At 73.9% G+C, this 24,126-nt stretch carries 20 protein-coding genes; 8 read left to right on the top strand and 12 right to left on the bottom strand.

Features of this window, described 5'->3' with window-relative positions; all coding sequences use genetic code 11:
• Positions 1-108: 108 nt before the first annotated feature.
• From B5P21_RS09510 to B5P21_RS09525, 4 genes are all read left to right on the top strand, one after another.
• On the top strand, positions 109-3,546 hold the full coding sequence (locus B5P21_RS09510) for a DNA polymerase III subunit alpha (RefSeq protein ID WP_094171068.1): 3,438 nt from the start codon (positions 109-111) through the stop codon (positions 3,544-3,546).
• A gap of 55 nt (positions 3,547-3,601) precedes the next feature.
• A complete protein-coding gene (locus B5P21_RS09515; RefSeq protein WP_045527797.1) occupies positions 3,602-4,648 on the top strand; it encodes an FUSC family protein in 1,047 nt (348 codons plus the stop codon).
• Complete coding sequence (locus tag B5P21_RS09520; RefSeq protein ID WP_045527793.1) at positions 4,645-5,577, top strand: alpha/beta fold hydrolase; 933 nt, start codon at positions 4,645-4,647, stop codon at positions 5,575-5,577. Before B5P21_RS09515 ends, B5P21_RS09520 begins: the two co-directional genes overlap by 4 nt.
• Positions 5,578-5,783: 206 nt before the next feature.
• The gene (locus B5P21_RS09525) at positions 5,784-6,743 is read left to right on the top strand and encodes an IS481-like element IS1122 family transposase (RefSeq protein WP_094171069.1); all 960 of its coding nucleotides are present in this window, start codon (positions 5,784-5,786) and stop codon (positions 6,741-6,743) included.
• 13 nt (positions 6,744-6,756) lie between these two features.
• Here the strand turns inward: B5P21_RS09525 and B5P21_RS09530 are convergent, their stop codons facing one another.
• On the bottom strand, positions 6,757-7,323 hold the full coding sequence (locus B5P21_RS09530) for a YceI family protein (protein WP_045527789.1): 567 nt from the start codon (positions 7,321-7,323) through the stop codon (positions 6,757-6,759).
• Positions 7,324-7,477: 154 nt separating this feature from the next.
• Here B5P21_RS09530 and B5P21_RS09535 point away from each other — a divergent pair, with 154 nt between their 5' ends.
• Complete coding sequence (locus tag B5P21_RS09535) at positions 7,478-8,455, top strand: NAD(P)H-quinone oxidoreductase (RefSeq protein ID WP_045527788.1); 978 nt, start codon at positions 7,478-7,480, stop codon at positions 8,453-8,455.
• Here the strand turns inward: B5P21_RS09535 and B5P21_RS09540 are convergent.
• The 3 genes from B5P21_RS09540 to B5P21_RS09550 form a co-directional block, all read right to left on the bottom strand.
• On the bottom strand, positions 8,452-9,873 hold the full coding sequence (locus B5P21_RS09540) for an MFS transporter (protein WP_094171070.1): 1,422 nt from the start codon (positions 9,871-9,873) through the stop codon (positions 8,452-8,454). The genes B5P21_RS09535 and B5P21_RS09540 overlap by 4 nt on opposite strands.
• Before the next feature lie 31 nt (positions 9,874-9,904).
• Positions 9,905-10,639: an esterase/lipase family protein gene (locus B5P21_RS09545; RefSeq protein ID WP_094171071.1), complete on the bottom strand. Its 735-nt coding sequence runs from the start codon at positions 10,637-10,639 to the stop codon at positions 9,905-9,907.
• 67 nt (positions 10,640-10,706) lie between these two features.
• Complete coding sequence (locus B5P21_RS09550) at positions 10,707-11,612, bottom strand: alpha/beta fold hydrolase (RefSeq protein ID WP_052663190.1); 906 nt, start codon at positions 11,610-11,612, stop codon at positions 10,707-10,709.
• An 84-nt stretch (positions 11,613-11,696) separates the two neighbouring features.
• Between B5P21_RS09550 and B5P21_RS09555 the strand changes: the two genes are divergently transcribed.
• Positions 11,697-12,815, top strand: a complete 1,119-nt coding sequence (locus B5P21_RS09555; protein ID WP_045527786.1) for a histidinol-phosphate transaminase — start codon at positions 11,697-11,699, stop codon at positions 12,813-12,815.
• A 60-nt stretch (positions 12,816-12,875) separates the two neighbouring features.
• Here B5P21_RS09555 and B5P21_RS09560 read toward each other — a convergent pair whose 3' ends face one another.
• On the bottom strand, positions 12,876-13,805 hold the full coding sequence (locus B5P21_RS09560) for an SDR family NAD(P)-dependent oxidoreductase (protein WP_094171072.1): 930 nt from the start codon (positions 13,803-13,805) through the stop codon (positions 12,876-12,878).
• Positions 13,802-16,342, bottom strand: a complete 2,541-nt coding sequence (locus B5P21_RS09565) for a DEAD/DEAH box helicase (RefSeq protein ID WP_094171412.1) — start codon at positions 16,340-16,342, stop codon at positions 13,802-13,804. The genes B5P21_RS09560 and B5P21_RS09565 overlap by 4 nt, the downstream gene beginning before the upstream one ends.
• Positions 16,343-16,429: 87 nt before the next feature.
• Here B5P21_RS09565 and B5P21_RS09570 point away from each other — a divergent pair, with 87 nt between their 5' ends.
• Both B5P21_RS09570 and B5P21_RS09575 read left to right on the top strand, forming a co-directional pair.
• A complete protein-coding gene (locus B5P21_RS09570; protein WP_045527784.1) occupies positions 16,430-16,693 on the top strand; it encodes a hypothetical protein in 264 nt (87 codons plus the stop codon).
• A gap of 57 nt (positions 16,694-16,750) precedes the next feature.
• Complete coding sequence (locus B5P21_RS09575; RefSeq protein WP_172457219.1) at positions 16,751-18,304, top strand: SDR family oxidoreductase; 1,554 nt, start codon at positions 16,751-16,753, stop codon at positions 18,302-18,304.
• Positions 18,305-18,378: 74 nt separating this feature from the next.
• On the opposite strand, the gene B5P21_RS09580 is transcribed toward B5P21_RS09575, so the two are convergent.
• From B5P21_RS09580 to B5P21_RS09605, 6 genes are all read right to left on the bottom strand, one after another.
• The gene (locus B5P21_RS09580; RefSeq protein WP_045527782.1) at positions 18,379-18,651 is read right to left on the bottom strand and encodes an HPr family phosphocarrier protein; all 273 of its coding nucleotides are present in this window, start codon (positions 18,649-18,651) and stop codon (positions 18,379-18,381) included.
• A gap of 57 nt (positions 18,652-18,708) precedes the next feature.
• The gene (locus tag B5P21_RS09585) at positions 18,709-20,757 is read right to left on the bottom strand and encodes a PTS fructose transporter subunit IIABC (protein WP_045527780.1); all 2,049 of its coding nucleotides are present in this window, start codon (positions 20,755-20,757) and stop codon (positions 18,709-18,711) included.
• Positions 20,758-20,779: 22 nt separating this feature from the next.
• Positions 20,780-21,751: a 1-phosphofructokinase family hexose kinase gene (locus B5P21_RS09590; RefSeq protein ID WP_045527778.1), complete on the bottom strand. Its 972-nt coding sequence runs from the start codon at positions 21,749-21,751 to the stop codon at positions 20,780-20,782.
• Positions 21,748-22,536: a DeoR/GlpR family DNA-binding transcription regulator gene (locus B5P21_RS09595; RefSeq protein WP_045527774.1), complete on the bottom strand. Its 789-nt coding sequence runs from the start codon at positions 22,534-22,536 to the stop codon at positions 21,748-21,750. The genes B5P21_RS09590 and B5P21_RS09595 overlap by 4 nt, the downstream gene beginning before the upstream one ends.
• Positions 22,537-22,669: 133 nt before the next feature.
• Entirely contained in the window at positions 22,670-23,602 is a 933-nt protein-coding gene (locus B5P21_RS09600) for an SGNH/GDSL hydrolase family protein (protein ID WP_246865271.1), read from the bottom strand.
• A gap of 128 nt (positions 23,603-23,730) precedes the next feature.
• Positions 23,731-24,087, bottom strand: coding sequence for a hypothetical protein (locus tag B5P21_RS09605; protein WP_015490183.1), 357 nt, complete (start codon positions 24,085-24,087; stop codon positions 23,731-23,733).
• Positions 24,088-24,126 lie beyond the last annotated feature (39 nt).

The raw sequence follows: 24,126 nt of genomic DNA on the forward strand, positions 1-24,126 counted from the left end.
AGACTACGGGTCGCGGCTGCCGGGCAGCCGACCTACACTGGGCGAGTCGAACATCCGTTCGAACATCGCGTCCGGGGAGGACGCGGGCGGACATCGAGGGAGGCGCGCGTGAGCTTCACCCACCTGCATGTCGCGTCCGCCTTCTCCGCCCACTTCGGCACCACCGCGCCCGAGACGCTGGTCGACGAGGTCGCGTCCCGCGGTGCGTCGGCGGCGGCCATCACCGACCGCGACGGGCTGTACGGCGCGGTCCGCCACATCCGCCGTTGCATCGCCGCCGGGGTCTCCCCCGTGGTCGGCGCGGAGCTCGGGCTCACGGGCGAGCACCCGGGCCGGATCACGGTGCTCGCGCACGGCGGCACGCGCGGCCAGGGCTGGGCGGCGCTCAGCCGGCTCATCAGCGCGAGCCACGGGCGCGGCACGGCGAGGAGCACCGCCCGGAGCGCCCAGGCCGGCATCGCGCGCACGCGGCCGCCCGCGTTCCTGCTCGGCGAGGAGGGGCCCGTCGGCACCGTCATGCTCGGGCCCGACTCGGACGTCGGCCGCGCCGTCGCGGCGGGCGACCACGCGCTCGCGTCCCGCCACCTGGCCGAGTGGGCCCGGCTCCTGCCCGGCGCGGTCGTCGTCGAGGTGGTCTGCCACTTCACCGAGCCCGGCGAGTCCGGGAGCCTCCGCCACGCCGCCCGCATGCTCGAGCTCGCCGAGGCCCACCGCATACCCGCGGTGCTCACCAACGCCGTGCGCTACCTCGAGCCCGACGACGCGCTCACGGGCGACGTGCTCGACTCCGCGGGCACGCTCCGGCCGCTCGGGTCGTTCCGCCCGCAGCCCAACGGCCAGGCGTGGCTCAAGACCCCGGCCGAGATGCAGGGGATCGCGCGGGAGGTCGCGGGCGCGTCGTCCCTCGACCGCCGGGCGGGCGAGGCGCTGCTGCGCGCCACGGAGGAGCTCGCCGACCGCTGCCACCTGGATCCCGACGCCGACCTCGCCTGGCGGAAGCCGAAGCTGCCGGAGAAGTCCGTCATCGGCGTCACGGGCGACCCGGACGAGGCGCTCTGGCGGAAGGCCGAGGCCGGCGTCACCGAGCGCTTCGGGCACGTCGACGAGGCCATGCGGCAGCGCGTGCTCGCCCGGATGCGCACCGAGCTCACGACCATCACGGGCTTCGGCTTCGCCACCTACTTCCTCACCGTGGCCGACGTGTGCGCGCTCATGCGCGACATGGGCGTGCGCAACCAGGCGCGGGGATCCGGCGCGGGCAGCCTCGTCAACTACCTGCTGCGCATCTCCAACGTCGACCCGCTCGAGCACGACCTGCTGTTCGAGCGCTTCCTCGGCAAGGTGCGCTCGACGCTGCCCGACATCGACATCGACGTGGAGTCCGCGCGCCGGCACGAGGTGTACCACCGCGTGTTCGAGAAGTACGGCAGCAACCGGGTCACCCTGCTGTCGATGCAGAACACCTACCGGGCCCGCGGCGCCGCGCGCGACGCGGGGCTCGCGCTCGACCTCGACGAGCAGCAGATCGACTTCATCGCCAAGAACATCTGGCGCTTCAACGCGCGCGAGTTCCGGGCGGTGCTCGAGACGAAGCCCGAGCTCAAGCCCATCGCCGACCTCGTGCGCGACGACCCGAGCATCGACCTGCTGGTCGACCTCACGGAGCGGCTCGACCGGCTCCCCCGGCACATCTCCATGCACCCGTGCGGCGTGATCCTCGGCGACTCCGACCTGCTCAGCACGAGCCCCGTGCAGCCGAGCGGCATGGGCCTGCCCATGAGCCAGTTCGACAAGGACGACATCGACGACATGGGGCTCCTGAAGCTCGACATCCTCGGGGTGCGGATGCAGAGCACGATGGCGTACGCGCTGGACGAGATCCACCGCATCCACGGCACGCGCTCGGCGGTCGCGGGCGGCGTGCCGGTCGACGCGCGCTACGTGCACCGCGACGGGCGCATCGAGCTCGACGAGATCCCGCACGACGACGAGGAGACGTTCCAGGCCATCCGCACCACGCACACGCTCGGCATGTTCCAGATCGAGTCGCCCGGGCAGCGTGAGCTCATCGGCAAGATGCAGCCGGACGTCTACGAGGACCTCATCGCCGACATCTCGCTGTTCCGGCCGGGGCCCATGAAGGGCAACATGGTCGCGCCGTTCCTCGACACGAAGCACGGCATCACCCGGCCCGACTACCTGCACCCCCGGTTCGCGCCGTTCCTCGCGTCCACGTTCGGCGTCGTCATCTACCACGAGCAGGTCATCCGGATCTTCGCCGACTGCATGCAGGTCTCCCTCGCGGAGGCCGACGAGCTGCGCCGCAACATGGAGCGGATGGACACGGTGGTCGAGCAGGCGTTCCGGGAGCGCACGACCGCGCACGTCGACGGGCGCACGGGCCGGCGCCCCTTCTCGGACGCCGACGTCGAGCGCATCTGGAAGGCGCTGAAGGGCTTCGGCTCGTTCGGGTTCTGCAAGGCGCACGGCGCCGCGTTCGCGCTGCCCACCTGGCAGAGCGCGTGGCTGAAGACGCACTACCCGGCGGAGTTCCTCGCGGGGCTCCTCACGCACGACCCCGGCATGTACCCCAAGCGCCTGCTCCTCACGGAGGCCCGGCGCATGGGGGTGCCCGTGCTGCCGCTCGACGTGAACCGGTCGACCGGCGTCTACCGGGTCGAGCGCGTCGCGGGCGAGGGGACGTCGGGGCGCACCCGCATCGGCGAGCTGGGGATCCGGCTGTCGCTGCAGGACGTGCACGGCATGAGCCAGGCGGAGCTGGAGCGCATCGAGCGGGGCCAGCCCTACGACTCCATCAGCGACTTCTACGCGAAGGCGCAGCCGTCGCGCGCGCTGCTCGAGCGGCTGGCCGCGGTGGGCGCGCTCGACTCGCTCGCGACGTCCGCGGATGACGCCGAAGCCGCCGCCCGCGGGGCCGCGTCGCGCGGCGACGTGATGGCGTTCGCCCGGCGGCTGACGGCGCGCGCGGCCCGGCCCGCGGATCCGGCCGGCCAGCTGCCGCTGTTCGTCGACGACCGCGACCTCATCCCGCGCGGCTCGCCCGACCCCGACGGCCGAGCGCGCGTCGCCGCCGAGCTCGACATCCTGCAGATGGAGGTCACCGAGCACGTCCTGGAGAGCTACCGGCCCATGCTCGACGAGCTCGGGGTCATCCCGGCGAGCCAGCTGCTCGAGGTGCGCAGCGGATCCGAGGTGGTGGTCGCGGGCATCCGCATCGCCACGCAGACGCCGCCCATGCGCAGCGGCAAGCGCGTCGTCTTCATCAGCCTCGACGACGGCTCGGGCTGCTCCGACTCCACCTTCTTCGACGAGGCGCAGCAGAAGGCCGGGCCCATGCTCTTCGGCACGCGGCTGCTCGTGATCCGCGGGCGCACCCGGCGCACGGGCGAGCGGGGCGTCTCCATCCAGGCGGAGGACGCGTGGGACCTCAAGGAGATGTGGGCGCGCTGGCAGGACGCGAGGCGGCAGGGCGGCGGGGGCGACGGCGGGGCCGACGGGGTGGACGACGCGGCCCAGGTGGCCTGAACCCGCCAGCCCGCGGGATGATGGGGGCACCCGAGACCGAAGCCCGAGGCCGCACGTGCGCATCACCACGACCGTCCGCACCACCACGCGGATCCCGTTCGTCCAGGTGGTCAAGACCTCCGTCGCCGCGATCATCGCCTGGTTCGTGTGCATCGCCCTGCTGCCCGCGCAGCTGCCCATCTTCGCGACCATTGCGGCGCTGCTCGTGGTGCAGCCGAGCATCAACCAGACATTCGGAAAGGCGGTCGAGCGCAGCCTCGGCGTGATCACGGGCGTGCTGCTGGCGCTCGTCCTCGGCCTCGCGCTCGGCACGTCGAGCGGGGTGGTGCTCCTCGCGGTCGTCGTCGCCGTGCTGGTGGGCTGGGTGTTCCGGCTGACGCCCGGGTCGAGCACGCAGATCCCCATCAGCGCGATGCTCGTGCTCGCCATCGGCCAGCTCTCGCCCGTGTACGCGGTCGACCGCATCGTGGAGACGATCCTCGGCGCGGCCATCGGCGTGGTGGTCAACATCGTGATCGCGCCGCCCGTGCTGCACGAGGCGAGCCGGCGCGCGGTGGTCGGCCTCGCGGGCGACTGCGCCGCCGCCCTCGACCGGCTGGCGGGTGCGCTGTGCGAGCCCGTTGACCGCGAGGAGCTCGACCGCATGCTCGCCCGCGCCCGCGAGCTCCGGCCGCGGCACACGAAGGCCGTCGCCGAGGTCGACAAGGGCCTCGAGAGCCTCACCCTCAACCCGCTCCGGCGGCGGCACCGCGCGCTGCTCGAGGCCGACCGGGAGCTGCTCGCGACGCTCACGGTGCTCGTCAACCGCGTGGTCGGCATGACGCGCGCCGTGCACGACCGCTACGACCCGTCGCTCGCCGAGGAGCCCGTGGTGCGCGGGATCGCGACCGAGCTGACGCGCGCCGCCCACGACGTGCGGCTCCTGGCCGAGCACGCGCTGCCGGGCGACGGCCGCGCGGACGGCTCCGATCCGCGGGAGGAGCCCGCGCTCACGGCGCCGCTCGTGGTGCTGCAGCCGAGCGAGGAGCACTGGATCCTCATCGGCTCGCTGCTCGAGGACATCCGCCGCATCCGCTCGGAGATCATCGGCGGCGCCGAGTGACCCGGCCCTTGCCCGGCTACAGCCCGCTCGAGCTCGACCCGGATCCGGCCGCCTCCGGCCTCGTGTCGGGCAGCACCCCCACCGCCCTCGGCGTCGTCCGGCACCGCCACGTCGAGGTGCGCGGCTCGGACACCGCGACGGTGCTGCTGCACGGCGCCGCCGGATCCTGGACCACCTGGACGCCGCTGATCCGCACCGCGCGCGACGCCGGCGTCCCGTTCGCGGACGTGGTCGCGATCGACCTGCCCGGCTGGGGCGGCTCGGAGCTCGACGCGACCGACGACGAGGCGACGGTCGACGCCATCGCCGACGCCGTCCGCGCCGTGGTCGACGGCCTCGGCTACGCGCGCTTCCGGCTCGTCGGCCACTCGATGGGCGGCTTCATCGCCCTGCACCTGGCCGCGCGCGACCCCGACCGCGCCGTCTCCGTGGAGCTCGTCTCGCCCACCACGTACTCGGTCATCGCGAGCGTCGCGCATCCCGTGCGGGAGTTCCGGCTCATCCCGGGCTTCACGATGATGCTCGGCGTGATGCGCACGATGCGCCGGCTCGGCCGCCCGGGCACCGCGCTCATCCGCGGCGTCGGCCGCATCCGCCTCATGCGGCCGGTCGCGCTGCCGCTGTTCGCCCACGGCTGGCACGTGCGCCGCTCGATCGTCGACGCGATCGCGACCGAGGCACGCCCGCGCGCGTTCTCGCTGGCCGCGGAGGTGACGCGCGGCTACGACGCCGACGGCCTCTGGTCGCGCATCGCGTGCCCGGTGGTCGCGGTGCGCGGCGACGACGACGTGTTCGTCTCCCCGGACGACCTCGACCTGCTGGTGCGCGCGGTACCGTCGCTGCGGTCGGCGGTGATCCGCGACGCCGGACACTTCGCGCACGTCGAGCGCCCGGTCGAGACGCTCCGCGCGCTCGGCCTCGTCCGCTGAGGGACGCCGCCGGGCACGACGACGCCCCCGCTCCCTCTGAGGGGAACGGGGGCGTCGGATCCGCGTGACGCGGAGGCGGCCGGACGGATGCCCGGCCGGTGCGCGCTAGGTGTACCCGGCCATGACGTTGGTGACACTTCGGGGCGTGTGAGGAGGCCTCCTGGCTTGATGGAGCTGTCTAGTTCTGCCACTGCCAGGAGGCCTCGATGTCCCACGCTAATGCTCGTCTGACGGTTCACGGGAGGGTTCTCCTCGTGCGGCGGGTGGTCGAGGATCGTCGGCGGGTCTCGCATGTCGCGCGCGAACTCGGTGTGTCGCGTCAGTGCGCGCATCGGTGGGTGAATCGGTTCCGGTCCGAGGGTTTCGAAGGCTTGTCGGACCGGTCCTCGAGGCCGAGACGGGTGCCGACGAGGACGAGCCCGGAACGAGAACGAGCCGTCGTGGAAGCGAGGACCCGATTGCGATCAGGTCCTGCCCGGTTGGCGCCGGTGACCGGTGTTCCAGCCCGCACGATCTCCCGCATCCTGCGGCGGCACGGGGCACCGCCGTTGGCATGGTTGGACCCCGTCACCGGGGCCGTGATCCGGGCATCCCGGTCGACGGCAAACCGGTACGAGCATGAGCATCCCGGCGACCTGATCCACGTCGACGTGAAGAAGCTCGGCCGGATCCCGGACGGCGGCGGCTGGCGGGCGCATGGCCGCAGCGAACAGGTTCGTGGTCGTGGGATCGGGTTCGATTACGTCCACGCCGTGGTCGATGACCACACCCGCCTCGCCTACGCGGAGATCCACCCGGACGAGAAGGGCGTGACCGCGGCAGGGTTCCTGACCCGGGCCGCGGCGTACTTCGCCGAGCACGGCATCACCCGCATCGAACGGGTCCTGACGGACAACGCGTTCGCCTACCGGCACTCGGCCGCGTTCCAGAACGCGGTCACGCAGCTCGGTGCGAGGCAGAAGTTCATCCGCCCGCACTGCCCCTGGCAGAACGGCAAGGTCGAACGCTTCAACCGCACCCTCGCGACCGAGTGGGCCTACCGGCAACCCTTCACCAGCAACCAAGCCAGAACCGACGCCCTTGATCCGTGGATCCAGCACTACAACACTGAACGAATCCACTCGAGCCACGGGCTGACGCCCGCGGCCCGAGTGTCACCAACGTGATGACTCAGTACAGCTAGGCCGCGGGGGTCGCGAGGACCGCCTGGATGTCGAGCGTGATGGTGACCTTGTCGCCGAGCAGCACGCCGCCGGTCTCGAGGGCCGCGTTGTAGGTGAGGCCGAAGTCCTCGCGGTTGATGACCGTGGTGGCCGTCGCGCCGAACTTGGTCTGGCCGTAGGGGTCGCCGCCGAAGCCGCCGAACTCGACGTCGAACGTGACGGGCTTGGTGACGCCGCGGACGGTGAGCTCGCCGTCGACCTTCGCGTCGCCGTCCTTCTCGACGCGCACGGCGGTCGAGACGAAGTCGATGGTGGGGTTGTTCTCGGCGTCGAAGAAGTCGTTCGTGCGGAGGTGCTGGTCGCGGTTCGGCTCGTTGGTGTCGATCGAGGCGATGGTCGCGTGGGCCTTCACGGTGCTCTGCTCGGGGGTGGCGCCCGTGACGATCTCGGCGTCGAAGTCCTTGAACGTGCCCTTGACCTTGCTGATCATGATGTGGCGGATGCTGAAGCCGACCGAGCTGTGCGTCTTGTCGATGGTCCAGGTGCCGGCGATGTATCCGGGGACGGTGCTGGTGTCGCTCATGTGCGTGCCTTTCGTACAGGGGTCATGGGTGCGGGCCGACGGCCTCGAAGATATGCAAGCGCATGGATCCGGCATCCATTCCCGTTTTTCGTTGCGAGTTCATGTACTCCTCGTGGCGGTCGTCCGTCGCCGGGCTCGGGCGTACCGTGGCGGGATGCGCGCCATCACCTTCCCCTCCCCCGGCTCCCCCGACGTCCTCTCCCTCACCGACCTGCCGGATCCGGTCGCGGGCCCCGGCGAGGTGCTGATCCGCGTGACCGCCGCCGGCGTCAACCGCGCCGACCTCAGCCAGCGCGAGGGCGCGTACCCGCCGCCCGCGGGAGCGCCGACGCACCTCGGGCTCGAGGTGTCGGGCACGGTCGAGGCGGTCGGCGTGGGCGCGACGCGCTGGAGCGTCGGCGACCGCGTGTGCGCCCTGCTCGCCGGCGGCGGCTACGCGGAGCTCGTCGCGGTCGACGAGCGGCACGTCCTGCCGGTGCCCGAGGGGCTCGACCTCGTCGAGGCGGCGGGGCTGCCCGAGGTGGTGGCGACCGTGTGGTCGAACGTCGTGCTCGACGCGGGACTCGCGCCGGGCGAGACGCTGCTCGTGCACGGCGGGTCGAGCGGCATCGGCACCATGGCGATCCAGCTGGCCGCGCGGCTCGGCGCGCGCGTGGCCGTCACCGCCGGCAGCCCCGCGAAGCTCGAGGCGTGCCGGGCGCTCGGCGCGGACGTCCTCATCGACTACCGGGAGCAGGACTTCGTGGAGGCGCTCCTCGCGGCGACCGACGGCCGCGGAGCCGATGTGATCCTCGACGCGATCGGCGGCGACTACATCGACCGCGACATCCGCGCCCTCGCCCGCGACGGCCGGATCATGGTCATCGGCGCCCAGAGCGGCGCGCCCACGAGCATCGCGCTCGGCCAGCTGATGGCTCGGCGAGGGCGGATCTGGGGCACGACGCTCCGCGCCCGGGACGCCGACGACAAGGCGCGCATCGTCGCCGCGATCCGGGCCGACGTGTGGCCGGCCGTGGCCGACGGATCCGTGCGCCCGGTCGTCGACCGCGTCTTCCCGCTCGCCGAGGCGGCCGCCGCGCACGCGCACGTGGCGTCGTCGCAGCACGTGGGCAAGGTGCTGCTGGCCGTCTAGCCCGCCGCGTCGTCCGCGGCGACGGCGTGACGCGCGCGGATCCCGACGAGGGACACCAGCCCGCCCGCCACGAGCAGCGCGGCCGTCACGAGCACCACGCGGTGGAACGCGGCGACGTCGAGCTCGGGCCCGGCGACCAGCCCGATCGCGGCGATCGCCACCAGCCCGGCCACGCGCGACACGGCGTTGTTCACGGCCGACGCGATGCCCGCCTGCGCGGACGGCACGGCCTCGAGGATCGTCGCGGTCAGCGGCGCCACCGTCATCGACAGGCCCAGGCCGAACACGAGGATCCCGGGGAGCAGCTGCCCCCGGTAGTCGACGGGCTCCGCGACGCGCAGCATCAGCAGGTAGCCGCCGCCCGCGACGATCGGCCCCGCGCCCATCAGGAGCCGCGGCCCGATGCGCCCCGCCAGCGCGCCGAACCGCGTCGACAGCACCAGCATGATCACGGTGGTCGGCACGAGCGCGAAGCCCGCGGCCGTCGCCGACAGCCCGCCCGTCTGCTGCAGGAAGACCGCGATCACGAAGCCGCCGAGCGAGAGCGCGCCGTAGATGCCGACGGTCGCGATGTTGCCGACGAGGAAGTCCCGTTCGCGGAAGAGCCCGAGCGGCAGCATCGGATGCGGGGTGCGCCGCTCGCGCACCACGAAGAGCACGAGGCACGCGACGCCGACGACGAGGCTGCCGACCACGAGCGGGTGGCCGATGCCGAGCCGCGACTGCTCGATGAGCGCGAAGACGGGGCCGCCGATCCCGATGGCCCCGAGCACCGCGCCCGGCACGTCCACGCGCGTGCCGTCGGCGACGGGCGCGTCGTGCGGTAGACGGGCGAGCAGCACGAGGGTCACGGCGATGGGCAGCACGTTGATCCCGAACACGAGCCGCCAGTCGAGGGCGTCCACCAGCACGCCGCCGAGGACGGGGCCCGCGAGCATGGCGGTGCCGGTCCACGCCGTCCACGAGCCGATGGCCTTCGCCTGCGCGGGGCCGCGGAAGGCCTGCGCGAGGAGCGCCAGCGAGCTCGGCACGAGCAGCGCACCGGCGGCGCCCTGGGCGGCGCGCGCGGCGATGAGGATCCCGGCGGTCGGCGCGATCGCGCACACGAGCGACGTGACCCCGAAGCCGACGAGTCCCCAGCGGAGCACCCGCACGCGGCCGAAGGCGTCGGAGAGGGAGCCGGCCAGGAGGATCAGCGCGCCGAGGGTGATGAGGTACGCGTCCACGACCCACTGCTGCACGACGAGCCCGCCGCCGAGGTCCTCCCCGATCGCGGGCAGCGCGACGTTGACGACCGTGCCGTCGAGGAACGCGACGAAGGAGGCGAGGATCGCGACGACGAGCACCGTGCGGCCGCGGCCGTCGGCGGTGCCGTCCGGGTGGCCGCCCGCGCGTGCGGGGGCGGCGGAGTCGGGCATGTGCCCAGTATGCGCCGCGCTCGGAGGCGGATCAGGCGGGCGGCGCCGCCGGCATCCCGGCCCGGTCGATCGCGGCCTCCACCCGGCGGAGCACGTCCTCGTCGCCCATGATCCGGAAGTGGCCCGACGCGGCGACGCGCTCGTCCGTCGCGCCGTCGAGCGAGCTGCCGCCCGGGATGTGCGGGTCGAAGCGCGCGAAGACGCTCGTGATCCGCGCGTTGACCTCCCGTGACCGGCCGAGCTCCACGAGCGCGGCATTCCGCGGCGAGAAGTCGCGGATGCTGCGGACGGGGATGAGGCGCGCGTACGAGGAGCCGCCGAAGGGCGCGTTGATCGCGACCATGGCGCGGATCCGACGGTCCGGGTCGCCGAACGCCATGAGGTGCTTGCCGATGAGGCCGCCCTTGCTGTGCGCGACGATGACGACGTCGCGCAGGTCCTCGGCCTCGAGGTACCCGCGGGCCCGGCGCGACATCTCGGCGACGCGGCCCACGTTCGCGCCGAGCGCGCCGACCACGTGCACGCCGTGGCCGCGCGCGTGCAGGCGCCGGATGATCGGCAGCATGAACTGCCAGCGCTCGTAGACGCCCGGCAGCACGAGGATCGTCGGCCGGTCGTCGCGGCCGTCCTCGAAGGAGCGGGCGTCGTCGCGGGAGAGCGTGGCGGCCGCCTGCCAGCGGAGGACGTAGGCGTAGTCGAGGGCCCAGTCGAGCGCCTTCCGCAGGGCCGACAGCGGCGGGAGCGGGTCGGGTCCGGCGGCGGTCACCCGTCCATCCTGCCCGGGCGCGGAGCACGCGTCGGCCGGAGCGTCCGACGACGGCCCGCGTCGGACGTCATCGGGCCCGGACGTGCTCCAGGATGGCGCGCGCGACGCCGAGCGGATCCGTGTACATCACGACGTGCGGGCCGCGGGCCACCCGGTGCTCGCCGCGCGGGATCCGGGCGGCGAGGTCGCGCGCGAACGGGCGGTCGACCACGGCGTCCCGGTCGCCCACAATGACGAGCGTCCGCGCGCGGATGCGCGGCGCCCGTTCCTCGATCGCGTCGTCGATGAGGTGCGGCAGCTGGCGGAGGTAGTACGGGATCCCGCAGCGGAGGAAGTAGTCGCCCAGCACCACGGCGTTCGCGAGCAGCGGCTCGCGGAGGGTGTCGACCGCGAGCGCGACGGCCGCGCGCACGAGGCCGCGCGTCCGCGGCGGGAGCGTGGGCGCGATGAGAACGATGCGGTCGGTGACCTCGGGCCGGTCGACGGCGAGCCGCGTCACGATCTGGGTCCCCATGGAGTGGCCGACGACGACGGGGTCGACAAGCCCGTGCATCCGGATCACCTCGGCCACGACCGCCGCGTGGTCGTCGAGCGTCACGTCCCGGCGCACCCGCGGCGACTCGCCGTAGCCCGGCAGGTCGATCGCGTAGACGGCGCCGTGCTCGGCCAGGAACGCGGCGACGGGGTGGAAGTAGCGCGAGGAGACGCCGATCCCGTGCACGAGGACGAAGGACGGCCGCGCGGTCGCCGGAACGGCCGAGGGCGTCCGGCCCGCGTTGCCGCCCGGCGACCGGAACACCTTGATCGCGATCCGGAAGCCGAGCACGGTGCGGCGCTCCAGGTCGTGGTCGACCGGGATCGCGCGCGAACCATAGCGGCGGGAGAGCAGGAGCCAGCGCGGCGGCGAGGACTCCGTGCGGTGCACGTCCCCGGGCCGCCGCACGCGGGTGAGGCGGGCGAGGGGGGAGCGCATCCGTCGACCCTAGCCGTCCGGCGTCGGGCGACCGCCGTCCCGGTCGATGGGAGGATGGACGCCCGACGAATCCCGAGGAGACCCATGAGCCCCGACTGGTCCGAGACCACGCTCGCCGACCTGCCCCTCCGCGACGGGATCCGCGGCGAGGAGCCCTACGGCGCCCCGCAGCTCGACGTGCCCGTGCTCCTCAACGTGAACGAGAACCCGTACCCGCTGCCCGAGGAGGTCGCGGTCGCGGTGAGCGAGGCCGTGCTCGAGGCCGCGCGCGGGCTGAACCGCTACCCGGACCGCGAGTTCCTCGAGCTCCGCACCGAGCTCGCCGACTACCTCACGGCCGACAGCGGGCTGGAGCTCGGCCCCGAGAACGTCTGGGCGGCGAACGGATCCAACGAGGTGCTGCAGCAGGTGCTGCAGGCCTTCGGCGGCACCGACCGCGTGGCGCTCTCCTTCGCCCCGCACTACGCGATGTACCCGGAGTACGCGCGCAACACGCTCACGCGCTGGGTCTCCGGCCGCCGCCAGGAGGACTTCACGCTCGACCTCGCGAACGTCACGGCGCTCGTCGAGCAGCACCACCCGAGCGTCGTGTTCCTCACCTCGCCGAACAACCCGACCGGCACCGCGCTCACGACCCGCGAGATCGAGCACGTGCTCTCCGTCGCGCCGGGCGTCGTGGTGATCGACGAGGCGTACGCCGAGTTCCGCCGCGAGGGCGTGCCGACGGCGATCTCGCTGCTGCCCGACCACCCGCGCCTGATCGTCTCGCGCACCATGAGCAAGGCGTTCGCGTTCGCGGGCGGCCGGCTCGGCTACCTCGCGGCCTCCCCTGCCGTGGTCGACGCGCTCCGCATCGTGCGCCTGCCGTACCACCTGTCGCGCATCACCCAGGTGAGCGCGACCGCCGCCCTCCGGCACAGCGGCGTGCTGCTCGCGCAGGTCGCGTCGCTCCGCGAGGAGCGGGACGGGCTCGTCGAGTGGCTCCGCGGCCGCGGCTTCGAGGTGGCGCCGTCGGACGCCAACTTCGTCCTCTTCGGCCGGTTCCCCGACCGGCACGCGGTGTGGCAGGGGCTGCTCGACCGCGGCGTCCTGATCCGCGAGACCGGACCCGAGGGCTGGCTCCGCGTCTCCGTCGGCACGCCCGAGGAGACGGCCGCGTTCCGCGACGCGCTCGACGACGTGCTCGGGACGCCGCGGGGCTGATCCCGGGATCCGGCGCCGTCAGCGTCGGCAGCGTCGGCAGCGTCGGCAGGGCGGCGTCCGTCAGGGCCGGAAGCGGATCCCCGCCGCGTCCTCGGCGGCCGCCCACAGCTGCTCGGCGACGGCGCGCGACCGCGCGTGCCCGGCGACGAAGGCGGGATCCGGCGCGCCCTTCAGCTCGAGCGGCCCGCCGGGTCCCCAGAAGTCGCCGCCCGTGACGCCGTCCGCCGCGGCCGCGTGCACGATCGGCCACGCTCCGGCGTCCTTGCCCTGCACGAGGACGCGACCCGCGCCGGCCGCCCGTCGGCGCGCGTCGGCCACCCCGCGCGGTCGATCGGCCGGATCCTGCGGCGGCGTCAGCGCGTCGACCGCGTAGCCGGGGTGCGCGGAGAGCGCGACGCGGTCGGATCCCGCGGCCCGCCACCGCCGGTCGAGCTCGCCCGCGATCATCATGCACGCCGTCTTCGACCGGCCGTACCGCACGAGCGCGGGCATGGGCCGCTCCCCCGCGAGGTCGCCGAGGTCGAGCGGAGAGAAGCGGTGGGCGAGGGATCCGAGCATCACGACGCGGCCTCCGGCACGCAGCCGCGGCGCGAGCCCCGCCACGAGCGCGAAGTGCCCGAGGGCGTTGGTGCCCATCATCTCCTCGAACCCGTCCACGGTCGTCCTGCGGTGACGCGCACGGCCGCCGGCGGGGGGCACTCCCGCGTTCGCGACGATGGCGTCGAGGTCCTCGTGCACCGCCGCGACGCACGCGTCCACGCTCGCGAGGCTCGCCAGGTCGAGGGGCACGACGTCGACGTCGGCTCCCGGCACGCGCACCTCGATCACCCGGGCAGCCGCGTCCCCGCGCTCCGCGGAACGGCAGGCCAGCAGCACCCGCGCGCCCGCGGCGGCGAGCTGCGCCGAGGTCCAGAAGCCGATCCCGCCGTTCGCGCCCGTGACGAGGACCGTCCGCCCGGCGAGGTCCGGCAGGCGCGGCGCGTCGCTCACGAGAGGGTGCCCACGCGGGTCACCCGCACGACGGCCTCGCCGGCCTCGTTCGACGCGTCGAGGTCGACGGTCGCCTCGATGCCCCAGTCGTGGTCGCCCTCGGGGTCGTGCAGCGCCTGCCGGACGGTCCACGCGGTCGCGCCCTCGTCGATCGTCACGAGCGCCTGGCTGCGGGCGTCGCCGTCGGTGAGGATGCGGTCGTACTCGCCGAAGTAGCCGTCGAGCGCGTCGCCCCACGCGTCCGCGTCGAAGCCCGCCGCCTGATCCAGCTCGCCGAGCGCCTGCAGGTCCTCGCGGGCCGCGAGCTGCACGCGGCGGAACAGCTCGTTGCGCACGAGGATCCGGAACGCGCGCGTGTTCGACGTGAGCAGCTTCGGCGCGGGCGGCAGCACGGGCGCGTCGCCGGGCGCCGCGGTCGGGTGCGACAGCTCCTCCCACTCGTCGAGGAGGCTCGAGTCGACCTGCCGCACGAGCTCGCCGAGCCACTCGATCACGTCGAGCAGCTCCTCGGTCTTCGCCTCGTCCGGGATGGTCTGCCGCAGCGCCCGGAACGCGTCGGAGAGGTAGCGGAGCACGAGGCCCTCGGAGCGCATGAGGCCGTAGAAGGAGATCAGCTCGCTGAAGCTCATCGCCCGCTCGTACATGTCGCGGACGACCGACTTCGGGCTGAGCGCGAAGTCGCCGATCCACGGCTGGCTCGCGCTGTAGGTCGCGAACGACTGGTCGAGCAGCTCCTCGAGCGGCTTCGGGTGGGTGATCTCCTCGAGCAGCACCATGCGCTGGTCGTACTCGATGCCCTCGGCCTTCATCGCCTGCACGGCCTCGCCGCGGGCCTTGAACTGCTGCTGGGAGAGGATCGGCCGCGGGTCGTCGAGCGTCGCCTCGACCACGCTCACCATGTCGAGCGCGTAGGTCGGGGACTCGCGGTCGAGGATCTCGAAGACGGCGACGGCGAACGGCGACAGCGGCTGGTTGAGCGCGAAGTCGGCCTGCAGGTCGACCGTCAACGTGATCCGCGTGGGCCCGCCGTCCGGGTCCTCCACCTGCTCGACGATGCCGGCCGTGCGCAGCGTGCGGTAGATGGCGAGGGCGCGGCGGGCGAGCGCGAGCTGGCGGGCGCGCGGCTCGTGGTTGTCCTCGACGAGCGCGCGCATGTTCCGGAACACGTCGCCGCCGCGCGCGATGACGTTGAGCATCATCGCGTGGCTCACCTGCATGCTCGAGGTCAGCCGCTCCGGCTCCGCGTCGATGAGCTTGCGGAAGCTCGGCTCGCCCCACGAGACGAAGCCCTCGGGCGCCTTCTTGCGCACGAGCTTGCGCCGCTTCTTCACGTCGTCGCCCGCGCGCTCGAGCATCTTGATGTTCTCGGTCTCGTGCTCGGGCGCCTGCGCGACCACGGTGCCCGCGGTGTCGTACCCGGCGCGGCCCGCGCGCCCCGCGATCTGGTGGAACTCGCGCGCGTTGAGCTGCCGCATCCGGGTGCCGTCGTACTTGGTGAGGCCCGTGAAGAGCACCGTGCGGATGGGGACGTTGATGCCGACGCCGAGCGTGTCGGTGCCGCAGATCACCCGGAGCAGGCCCTGCTGGGCGAGCTGCTCGACGAGCCGCCGGTACTTCGGCAGCATGCCCGCGTGGTGCACGCCGATCCCCGCGCGCACGAGCCGCGACAGGGTCTTCCCGAACGCGGTGCTGAACCGGAAGCCGCCGATGATGTCCGCGATCTTGTCCCGCTGCTCGCGGGTGACGATCTTGATGCTCGAGAGGGCCTGCGCCCGCTCGAGGGCCGCGGCCTGCGCGAAGTGCACGATGTAGACGGGTGCCTGCTTCGTGTCGAGCAGCTCCTCGACCGTCTCCTGCACGGGCGTGACGGCGTAGTGGAAGAAGAGCGGCACCGGGCGCTCGATGCCCGTGATGCGCGCCGTCGGCCGACCGGTGCGGCGCGTGAGGTCGTCCGCGAGGTCGGTCACGTCGCCGAGCGTCGCCGACATCAGCACGAACTGCGCGTGCGGCAGGAGCAGGAGCGGCACCTGCCAGGCCCAGCCGCGCTGCGGATCCGCGTAGAAGTGGAACTCGTCCATCACCACCTGGTCGACGGGCGTGTCCGCGCCGCCGCGGAGCGACCGGTTGGCGAGGATCTCGGCGGTGCAGCAGATGATCGGCGCGTCCGGGTTCACGGAGGAGTCGCCCGTGACCATGCCCACCTGGGCCGCGCCGAACAGCTCCACGAGCGCGAAGAACTTCTCGGAGACGAGCGCCTTGATCGGGGCCGTGTAGTACGAGCGGCGTCCGCGGGCGAGCGCCGCGAAGTGCGCGGCGACCGCGACGAGCGACTTCCCCGTGCCGGTCGGCGTCGAGAGGATGAGGTGCGCGCCCGACGCGATCTCCAGCGCCGCCTCGTCCTGCGCCGGGTAGAGCTCGATCCCCTGCGCCAGCGCCCACTCGGCGAACGCGTCATAGATCGCGTCGTCGCTCGCCCCGTCCACGGCCAGCCGGGCCGCCTCCTCGGTGAGCGTGGGGGCGAGGGCGGTGTCGGACATGATGCGTCCATCCTCCCCCACGCGTCCCGTCACGGAGTTCTCCACAGGCGGCAGGATCCTCGGGGCGCCAGCGCGTACGGTCGCCGGATGCCGTCCCTCCCGCTCGACCCTCGACCCGACCGCGCCCCGCACGACCCCAGCCCCACGCCCCCCACCGCGGGGCAGCCGACCACCGTGGATGCGGACACCGCATCCGTCGGGGCCCGTGCTCCCGAGTCCGTCCCCGTCGACCCCGAGGCCGAGCGGGCGCGCTGGCGCGATCGCCGCACGGGGGTCATCGCCCTCGTCGTCGTCACGATCGCGCTCTGGGCCGTCATCGCCGCCGCGGTCGGCTTCGCGACCACGATGTAGCGCCCGGCCATCGAGCCCGCCGCGGGGTGCGGCCGACGGCGGCGGGTATCATCTCCTGTGCCCTCCGACGCCCTGCCCGACGACCCCGCCCGCCCCGCGGATCCCGTCACCTCCACGTCCAACGCCGCCTCCTCGCCCGAGCCGGTGTCCGCCGCCTTCCCCGGATCGGCCATCGACCCGGCCGACCTCGCTACCGCGCTCCGCGTCCTCGGCTCGCTCGCCGACATCGACGAGGAGCACCCCGACTTCGTCGCCGTCCGCCGCGCCACCGCCTCCATGTTCAAGGAGGTCAAGAAGGCCCGCCGGCTCGAGAAGCGCGAGGCCGTCGCCAGCGCCGACCGCGCCGTCGTCGCGGCGACCGCCACGGGCGCGCCCGACCGCATCGACGACGAGACCCGCGGGATCCCACTCGCCATCACGACCGCGAAGCCCACCGCCGGCACGCTCCTGCGCTCGCGCCCCTGCTACATCTGCAAGCAGCACTACACGCAGGTCGACGCGTTCTACCACCAGCTCTGCCCCGACTGCGCGCTCCTCAACCACGCGAAGCGCGAGGCCCGCACCGACCTCACGGGCATGCGGGCGCTCCTCACGGGCGGGCGCGCCAAGATCGGCATGCACATCGCGCTGCGACTGCTCCGTGACGGCGCGCACACCACCATCACCACGCGCTTCCCGCGCGACGCGGTGCGCCGCTTCGCGGGCCTGCCGGACGCCCACGAGTGGGTGCACCACCTGCGCATCGTGGGCCTCGACCTCCGCGACCCGGCGCAGGTCATCGGCCTCACGGACGCGGTGGCCGCCGCGGGTCCGCTCGACATCCTCATCAACAACGCCGCGCAGACCGTGCGCCGGTCCCCCGGCTCCTACGCGCCGCTGTCCGAGGCCGAGGCGGCGCCGCTCCCCGACGGCGACCTGCCCGAGCTCCTCACCTTCGGGCACACGGCCGACGCGCACCCGGCGGCCCTCGCCGCCTCCGTCGCGGCGCACCCGATCCTCTCGACGGCGACCGGGATCACGGCCGCCGAGGTCACCGAGCTCGCCATGACCGCCGGCTCCTCCTCGCTCGCGCGCCTCGCCGCCGGCACCGCCATCGACGCGGGTGGCCTCGTGCCCGACCTGCACGACGCGAACAGCTGGACCCAGGTCGTGCACGAGGTGGATCCGCTGGAGATGCTCGAGGTCCAGCTCGCCAACGTCACGGCGCCGTTCCTCCTCGTCAGCCGGCTGCGCCCCGCGATGGCCGCCTCGGAGTCGCGCCGCAAGTACGTCGTGAACGTCAGTGCCATGGAGGGCCAGTTCGCCCGCGCCTACAAGGGCCCCGGCCACCCGCACACGAACATGGCGAAGGCCGCGCTCAACATGATGACCCGCACCTCGGCGCGCGAGATGCGCGAGACCGACGGCATCCTCATGACGAGCGTCGACACCGGCTGGATCACCGACGAGCGCCCGCACCCCACGAAGGTGCGGCTCGCCGAGGAGGGCTTCCACGCCCCGCTCGACCTCGTCGACGGCGCCGCCCGGGTCTACGACCCCATCGTCATGGGCCAGGCCGGCGAGGACATCTCGGGCGTCTTCCTCAAGGACTACCGCGTCGCCGAGTGGTGACGCCGCACGCCGCCTGACACGACGAGAGGCCCGGACCCGCATCGCGGTGTCCGGGCCTCTCGTCGTGCGGGCGGCTACTCGACGGCGTCCAGGTCGCTCTCGAGCAGCGCCGCCAGCTCGTCGAGGGCGGCGTCCGCGCGGTCGCCCTCGGCCGTGAGCACGACCTGGTCGCCGTTGGCGGCGCCCAGGCTCATGAGCGACAGGATGCTCGTCGCGTCGAGCGGCGTGCCGCCCGGCTTGCTGATCTTCACCGGCACGCCCGTGCGGCGCACGGCCTCGATGAAGAGGGATGCGGGACGGGCGTGCAGGCCCACGCGGCTGCCGACGGTGGCGGTGCGCTCGGTCATGGACGTTCTCCTTCTGGTGGTGCGGACGGGGTGGGGATGCGCGGGGGCCGCGACGGATCAGGCCGCGACGGGGACGCCCTGGTCGACGGGCGCCGCGGCGGCGGCCTCCGGGCGCTTCGTCGTGAAGCGCTTGAGGAGCACGACGAGGAACGCGGAGATCACCGCGCCGACCGCGACGGAGGCGAGGAAGCCGAGGAACGTGCCGTTCATCGCGAAGAGCACGAACACGCCGCCGTGCGGGGCCTGCGACACGACGCCGAGCCCCATCACCATGGCGCCCGTGACGGCCCCGCCGACGATGCTGGCGGGGATGACGCGCAGCGGGTCGACCGCGGCGAACGGGATGGCGCCCTCGGAGATGAACGCGGCGCCGAGGAGCCACGCGGCCTTGCCGTTCTCGCGCTCCGCCGGGCTGAACAGGCGGCGGTCGATCACGGTGGAGGCGAGCGCGAGGGCGAGCGGCGGGACCATGCCGGCGGCCATGACCGCGGCCATGATCTCCCACGGGGTCTGGTCGGTGATGGATCCGGCGCCGAGGCCGGCGACCGCGAACGAGTAGGCGACCTTGTTGATGGGCCCGCCGAGGTCGATGCACATCATGGCGCCGAGGATGATGCCGAGGACGATGGCCGACGTGCCGGTGAGGCCGGAGAGGAAGCCGTTGAGGCCGCGCGTGAGCGCCGCGATGGGGCCGCCGAGCACCATGACCATCAGGCCGGAGGCGACGATCGAGGCGAGCAGCGGGATGATCACGACGGGCATGAGGCCCCGCAGCCAGCGCGGCACGTCGATGCGGCCGATCGCGTAGGCGATGCCACCCGCGAGGAGGCCGCCCACCAGGCCGCCGAGGAAGCCGGCGCCCATGATGACGGAGATGGATCCCGCGACGAAGCCGGGCGCGATGCCCGGCCGGTCGGCGATGGCGTAGGCGATGTAGCCGGCCAGCGCGGGGACGAGGAAGGCCATCGACGCGTTGCCGATGACGAACGCGACGGCGCCGAGGTACTGGCCGAGGCCGCCCGCGGGCAGGTTCGCCAGCGAGTTCTGCAGCACCACGTCCGAGGCCGTCTCGGTGATCCGGTACCCGCCGAGCAGGAAGCCGAGCGCGATGAGGAGACCGCCGCCCGCGACGAACGGGATCATGTAGCTGACGCCCGTGAGCAACCAGCGCTTGAGGCGGGCGCCCACCGACTGCGAGGCCTGCGGGGAGGCCTGCTCGGATCCGGCCGACGACGACGCGCCGCCCGGCACCCGCGGGGCGGCCGGGTCCTTCGCGGCCGCGACGGCCTCGGCGACCATCTGGTCGGGCTGGTCGATGCCGCGCTTGACGGGCGACTGGATGACGGGCTTGCCGGCGAAGCGCGCGCGGTCGCGCACGTCCACGTCGACGGCGAAGATCACGGCCGTGGCCCGCGCGATGATCGCGGGGTCGACGGGCGTGACCGAGGAGGATCCCTGGGTCTCGACGTGCAGCTCGACGCCCGCGCGCTTCGCCGCGGCGACGAGCGAGTCGGCCGCCATGTAGGTGTGCGCGATGCCGGTGGGGCACGCGGTGACGGCGATGAGCACGGGCGCGTCCGCGGGGGCGGCGGCCGGAGCCGATGCCGACGCCGCGGGAGCCGCGGCGGCCGGGGCCCCGGTCGAGGAGGCGGGCTCGTCCACGAGCGCGCCCTCCACCAGCGAGACGACCTGGTCCTCGTCGGTGGCCGTGCGCAGCGCCTCGACGAACTCCGGCTTGATGAGCGACCGGGCGAGGCGCGACAGCAGCACGAGGTGCTCCTGGTCGGCGCCGTCGGGCGCGGCGATGAAGAACACGAGGTCGGCGGGGCCGTCGGGGGCGCCGAAGTCGACGGCGGGCTCAGGCCGCGCCATGACGAGCGTGGCCTCCGTCACCGCGGCGGAGCGGCAGTGCGGGATGGCGAGGCCGCCGCCCATGCCGGTGTCGGTCTTCGACTCGCGCTCCCACGCGTCGGCGAAGAGGGCGTCGGCGTCGGTCGCGCGGCCCTCGGCGACGACGCGCTCGGCCAGCGTGCGGACGGCGTGCTCGCGGTCGGCGCCGAGGTCGGCGTCGAGGAGCACGAGGCGGTTCGTGATGAGCGATGGCATGTTCTTCTCCAGGTGGGGCGGGTCAGCGATCGGCGGCGATCGGGAGGAGCGGCTGGACGGTGACGCTGTCCGATCGGGTCTGCTCGGGGGACGGCATGGTGCTGCCGGGCAGGGACGCGGCGGCGGATCCGTGGGCGACGGCCTGCGCCAGCCGCCCCTCGGGTCCGGCCCCGCGATGGTCGGCGAGCAGGTAGCCCGCGAGCGACGAGTCGCCCGCGCCCACGGTGCTCACCGGCACGATCGGGGGCATGGTGGCGAGCCACCCGCCCTCCGCCGTGGTGAGGACGGCCCCCTGTGCGCCGAGGGTCGCGAGGACCGCCCGGCAGCCGCGGGAGACGAGGGAGCGGGATGCGTCGTGGGCCAGCCGGGGGTCGGCCTCGAGCGCATCCGGGTCGGGGAGGCCGACGAGCTCCGCGAGCTCCTCGGCGTTGGGCTTGATCAGGTCCACGACCGCGTCGGACGCGACGAGCGCGGCCATCGGCGCGCCGGACGAGTCGACGGCGATCCGCGGCGCCGCGTCGCCGAGCTCGGCGCGGACGGCGCGCACCACGCGCGCGGCGAAGTCGTCGTCGAGGCCGGGCGGCAGGGAGCCCGCGAGCACGAGCCAGCTGGCGCGGCGCGCGTGCCGGATGACGAGGGCCACCAGCGCCTCCGCCTCGGCGGCGGACAGGACCGGGCCCGGCTCGTTGACCTTGGTCGTCGTCCCGTCGGGCTCGGTGAGCGTGACGTTCTGGCGCACGCGGCCCCCGATGTCGAGGTGGTCCAGCGGGATCCGCTCGGCGGCCAGCGCCACGAGCATCGGGTCGTCGAGGCGCCCGGGCAGCAGCGCGACGGTGTCGAGGCCGGAGGCGATGAGCGCGCGCGAGACGTTGACGCCCTTGCCGCCGGGCTGCTCGGCGACGCCGCGGGCCCGCTGGACCGCGCCGCGCGCGAGGGCGCCGGCGAGGTCGATGGTGCGGTCGAGGCTCGGGTTGGCGGTGAGGGTGAGGATCACGCGACCATCACCTCCACCTCGGCGGCGGCCAGCGCCGCGGCGAGCGGGCCGACGGGCGCGGCGTCGGTCACGAGCGCGTCGAGGTCGTCGAGGGCCGCGAAGCCGACGAGCGCCTCCTCCCCCGCCTTCGACGCGTCGACGAGCGCGACGGCGCGTCGGGATCCTCGGGTCAACGCGGTCTTCACGGCCGCCTCCTCTTCGTCGGGGGTGCTGAGGCCGAACTCCGCGTGGATCCCGTTCGCGCCGATGAAGGCGATGTCGGGTCGCAGCCGCGCGAGCTGGCCGAGGGTGGCGGGGCCGACGGCCGCGCTCGTGATGCCGCGGACGCGTCCGCCGAGCAGCTGCACCTCGACCGCGGGGTTGCGGGTGACGGTCTGCGCGATGGACATGGAGTGCGTGACCACGACGAGCGTGCGGCCGGGCACGTCGGGCCGCCAGGCGGCGACGCGCTCCGCGACCAGCCCCGTGGTGGTGCCGGCGTCGAGCGCGATGGATCCCGCGAAGCTCGCGGGCAGGAACCCCATCGCCGCGTCGGCGATGCGCGCCTTGGCGTCGGTGTTGCGGGAACCCCGGGTGTCGAGGCTCTCCTCGGCGCGGGTGGACCGATCGGCGCGGACGGCGCCGCCGTGCACCCGGCGGAGGACGCCGCGGCTCTCGAGCTGGGCGAGGTCGCGTCGGACCGTCTCCGTCGTCACGTCGAAGTCGCGCGCCAGGCTGAGGACCGCCACGCGGCCGGTGCGCTCGAGGAGGGCGACCACCCTGTCCTGGCGCTCTTCGGCGTACATGGGCGGTCTCCTTCGACTCCGTGGGGCACTGGCGCCTCGCGTCCTCGCACTGTAGCCCTCATCCGCAAGAGAAGCAACAAGAACCCACACGTTCCCACATGCGTCGAGATGACCGCCCACGCAGCAGCGGGGATCAGCGGCCGAGCGCCGCCTGTTCCTCCCGCAGCACGCCCGCCAGGGCACCGGACTCCCACGCCAGTCCGGCCGCGTTCGGGTGGACGGGCACGTCCCCCGCGCTGCCGCCGAGCCCCGCCACGTACGCATCGCCGGCATCCCCCGCGCACGCGCCGTGCTCGGCGGTCGGCGTCTCCTGATCGACGAACCGGGCACCCGCGTCGGCCGCCGTCCGGGCGATCGCGCCGTCGAGCTCGCGCTGGATCCCCGCCAGCCACGCCGCGTCCCGGTCGGCGAGGAGCACCTGCCCGTTCACCGTCGACGTGGCCGTGGCGCGCAGGCAGCCCTCCGCGGGGAGCGCATCCGGGTCGCCGAGCACGGTGAGGTAGCCGAGCGCGACGATGCGGGCGTCGGGCGCCGCCGCCCGGATCCGCGCGAACGCCTCGCCGAGACGCGTCGCGACTTCCCCGTTGATGCGGGCGCGGACGGCGTCGGTGCCTCCCGAAGGGGCGAGCGCGTCCACGCACGTCGTCGGCCCGGCCGCGACGGGTCCCGCGGGATCCCGCGCCAGGCACCCGCCGACGAGCGCCGGGAAGCCGAGGTCGTTGCCCCCGAGGCGCACGAGGACGACGTCGGCGCCGTCGGCCAGCGAGTCGAGCTGCGCGGGCACGCTCTGCCCGCCGCGCTCCCGCGGGGCCGTGAGGTCCGCCGTGCTGGCGCCGTCGCAGGCCGCGTCGACGAGCTCGGCGCCGACCTCGGCCGCGGCGACCCGCACGGAGGAGGCGACGGTGCGCCCGCACACCCCGGGGTCCCCGGGCAGCGGCTCGGCGGGTCCCGTCCCCGTGGAGTAGGAGTCCCCGAGGGAGACCACCCGGAGCGGTTCAGCGGGAGCGGTCGGCAGGACGACATCCGGTGCGGTGCAGCCGGTCGCGATCAGGAGCAGGGCCGTCACCGAGCTGGCGAGAGCTGCTCCACGGGGACGGGAGCGAGAGCCCGACGCGTGGCGCCGACTCGAGCGGGAGGCGGTGTGGCGAGGCATCCCCTCGACCCTACGCGCGCGCGGATCCGGGTCGGTCGGGCTCAGTCCTCGACGTGGCGCTGGCGCGCGTAGACGACCACGGCGACGATCAGGCCGACGAGGAGGCCGGCGGCCAGCGGGAAGAGGAAGCCGCCCGGGCCGATCTGCGTCACGACGCTGCCGTGGTCGATGCGGGTGTCGACCACGCCCGGCACGTCGAGGCCGGGGTAGCCCTCGGTCCCCTGCGCGAAGGAGGTGATGAGGAGCGTGACGATCACGGCCGCGCCCACCACGAACGCGGACAGGAAGCCCAGCACCGCGGAACCGACCACCGACGTGCGGTGCGGGTCGGTGGTGTGCGTCCGGTGCAGGGTGGCGTGCGACATTGTGGAGCTCCAGGGGTCGATGACCTGATCCACGGTACCCGGGTCCTCCAAGTGGAGGACAGCCCCCCGATC

It is taken from the genome of Clavibacter michiganensis subsp. insidiosus, assembly GCF_002240565.1.
Lineage (GTDB): Bacteria > Actinomycetota > Actinomycetes > Actinomycetales > Microbacteriaceae > Clavibacter > Clavibacter insidiosus.

Bases quoted from the DNA above. Each gene is read 5' to 3' on its own strand.
- B5P21_RS09525 (WP_094171069.1), top strand. From the start codon at position 5,784: ATGTCCCACGCTAATGCTCGTCTGACGGTTCACGGGAGGGTTCTCCTC.
- B5P21_RS09530 (WP_045527789.1), bottom strand. From the start codon at position 7,323: ATGAGCGACACCAGCACCGTCCCCGGATACATCGCCGGCACCTGGACC.
- B5P21_RS09535 (WP_045527788.1), top strand. From the start codon at position 7,478: ATGCGCGCCATCACCTTCCCCTCCCCCGGCTCCCCCGACGTCCTCTCC.
- B5P21_RS09540 (WP_094171070.1), bottom strand. From the start codon at position 9,873: ATGCCCGACTCCGCCGCCCCCGCACGCGCGGGCGGCCACCCGGACGGC.
- B5P21_RS09550 (WP_052663190.1), bottom strand. From the start codon at position 11,612: ATGCGCTCCCCCCTCGCCCGCCTCACCCGCGTGCGGCGGCCCGGGGAC.
- B5P21_RS09555 (WP_045527786.1), top strand. From the start codon at position 11,697: ATGAGCCCCGACTGGTCCGAGACCACGCTCGCCGACCTGCCCCTCCGC.
- B5P21_RS09565 (WP_094171412.1), bottom strand. From the start codon at position 16,342: ATGTCCGACACCGCCCTCGCCCCCACGCTCACCGAGGAGGCGGCCCGG.
- B5P21_RS09570 (WP_045527784.1), top strand. From the start codon at position 16,430: ATGCCGTCCCTCCCGCTCGACCCTCGACCCGACCGCGCCCCGCACGAC.
- B5P21_RS09580 (WP_045527782.1), bottom strand. From the start codon at position 18,651: ATGACCGAGCGCACCGCCACCGTCGGCAGCCGCGTGGGCCTGCACGCC.
- B5P21_RS09585 (WP_045527780.1), bottom strand. From the start codon at position 20,757: ATGCCATCGCTCATCACGAACCGCCTCGTGCTCCTCGACGCCGACCTC.
- B5P21_RS09595 (WP_045527774.1), bottom strand. From the start codon at position 22,536: ATGTACGCCGAAGAGCGCCAGGACAGGGTGGTCGCCCTCCTCGAGCGC.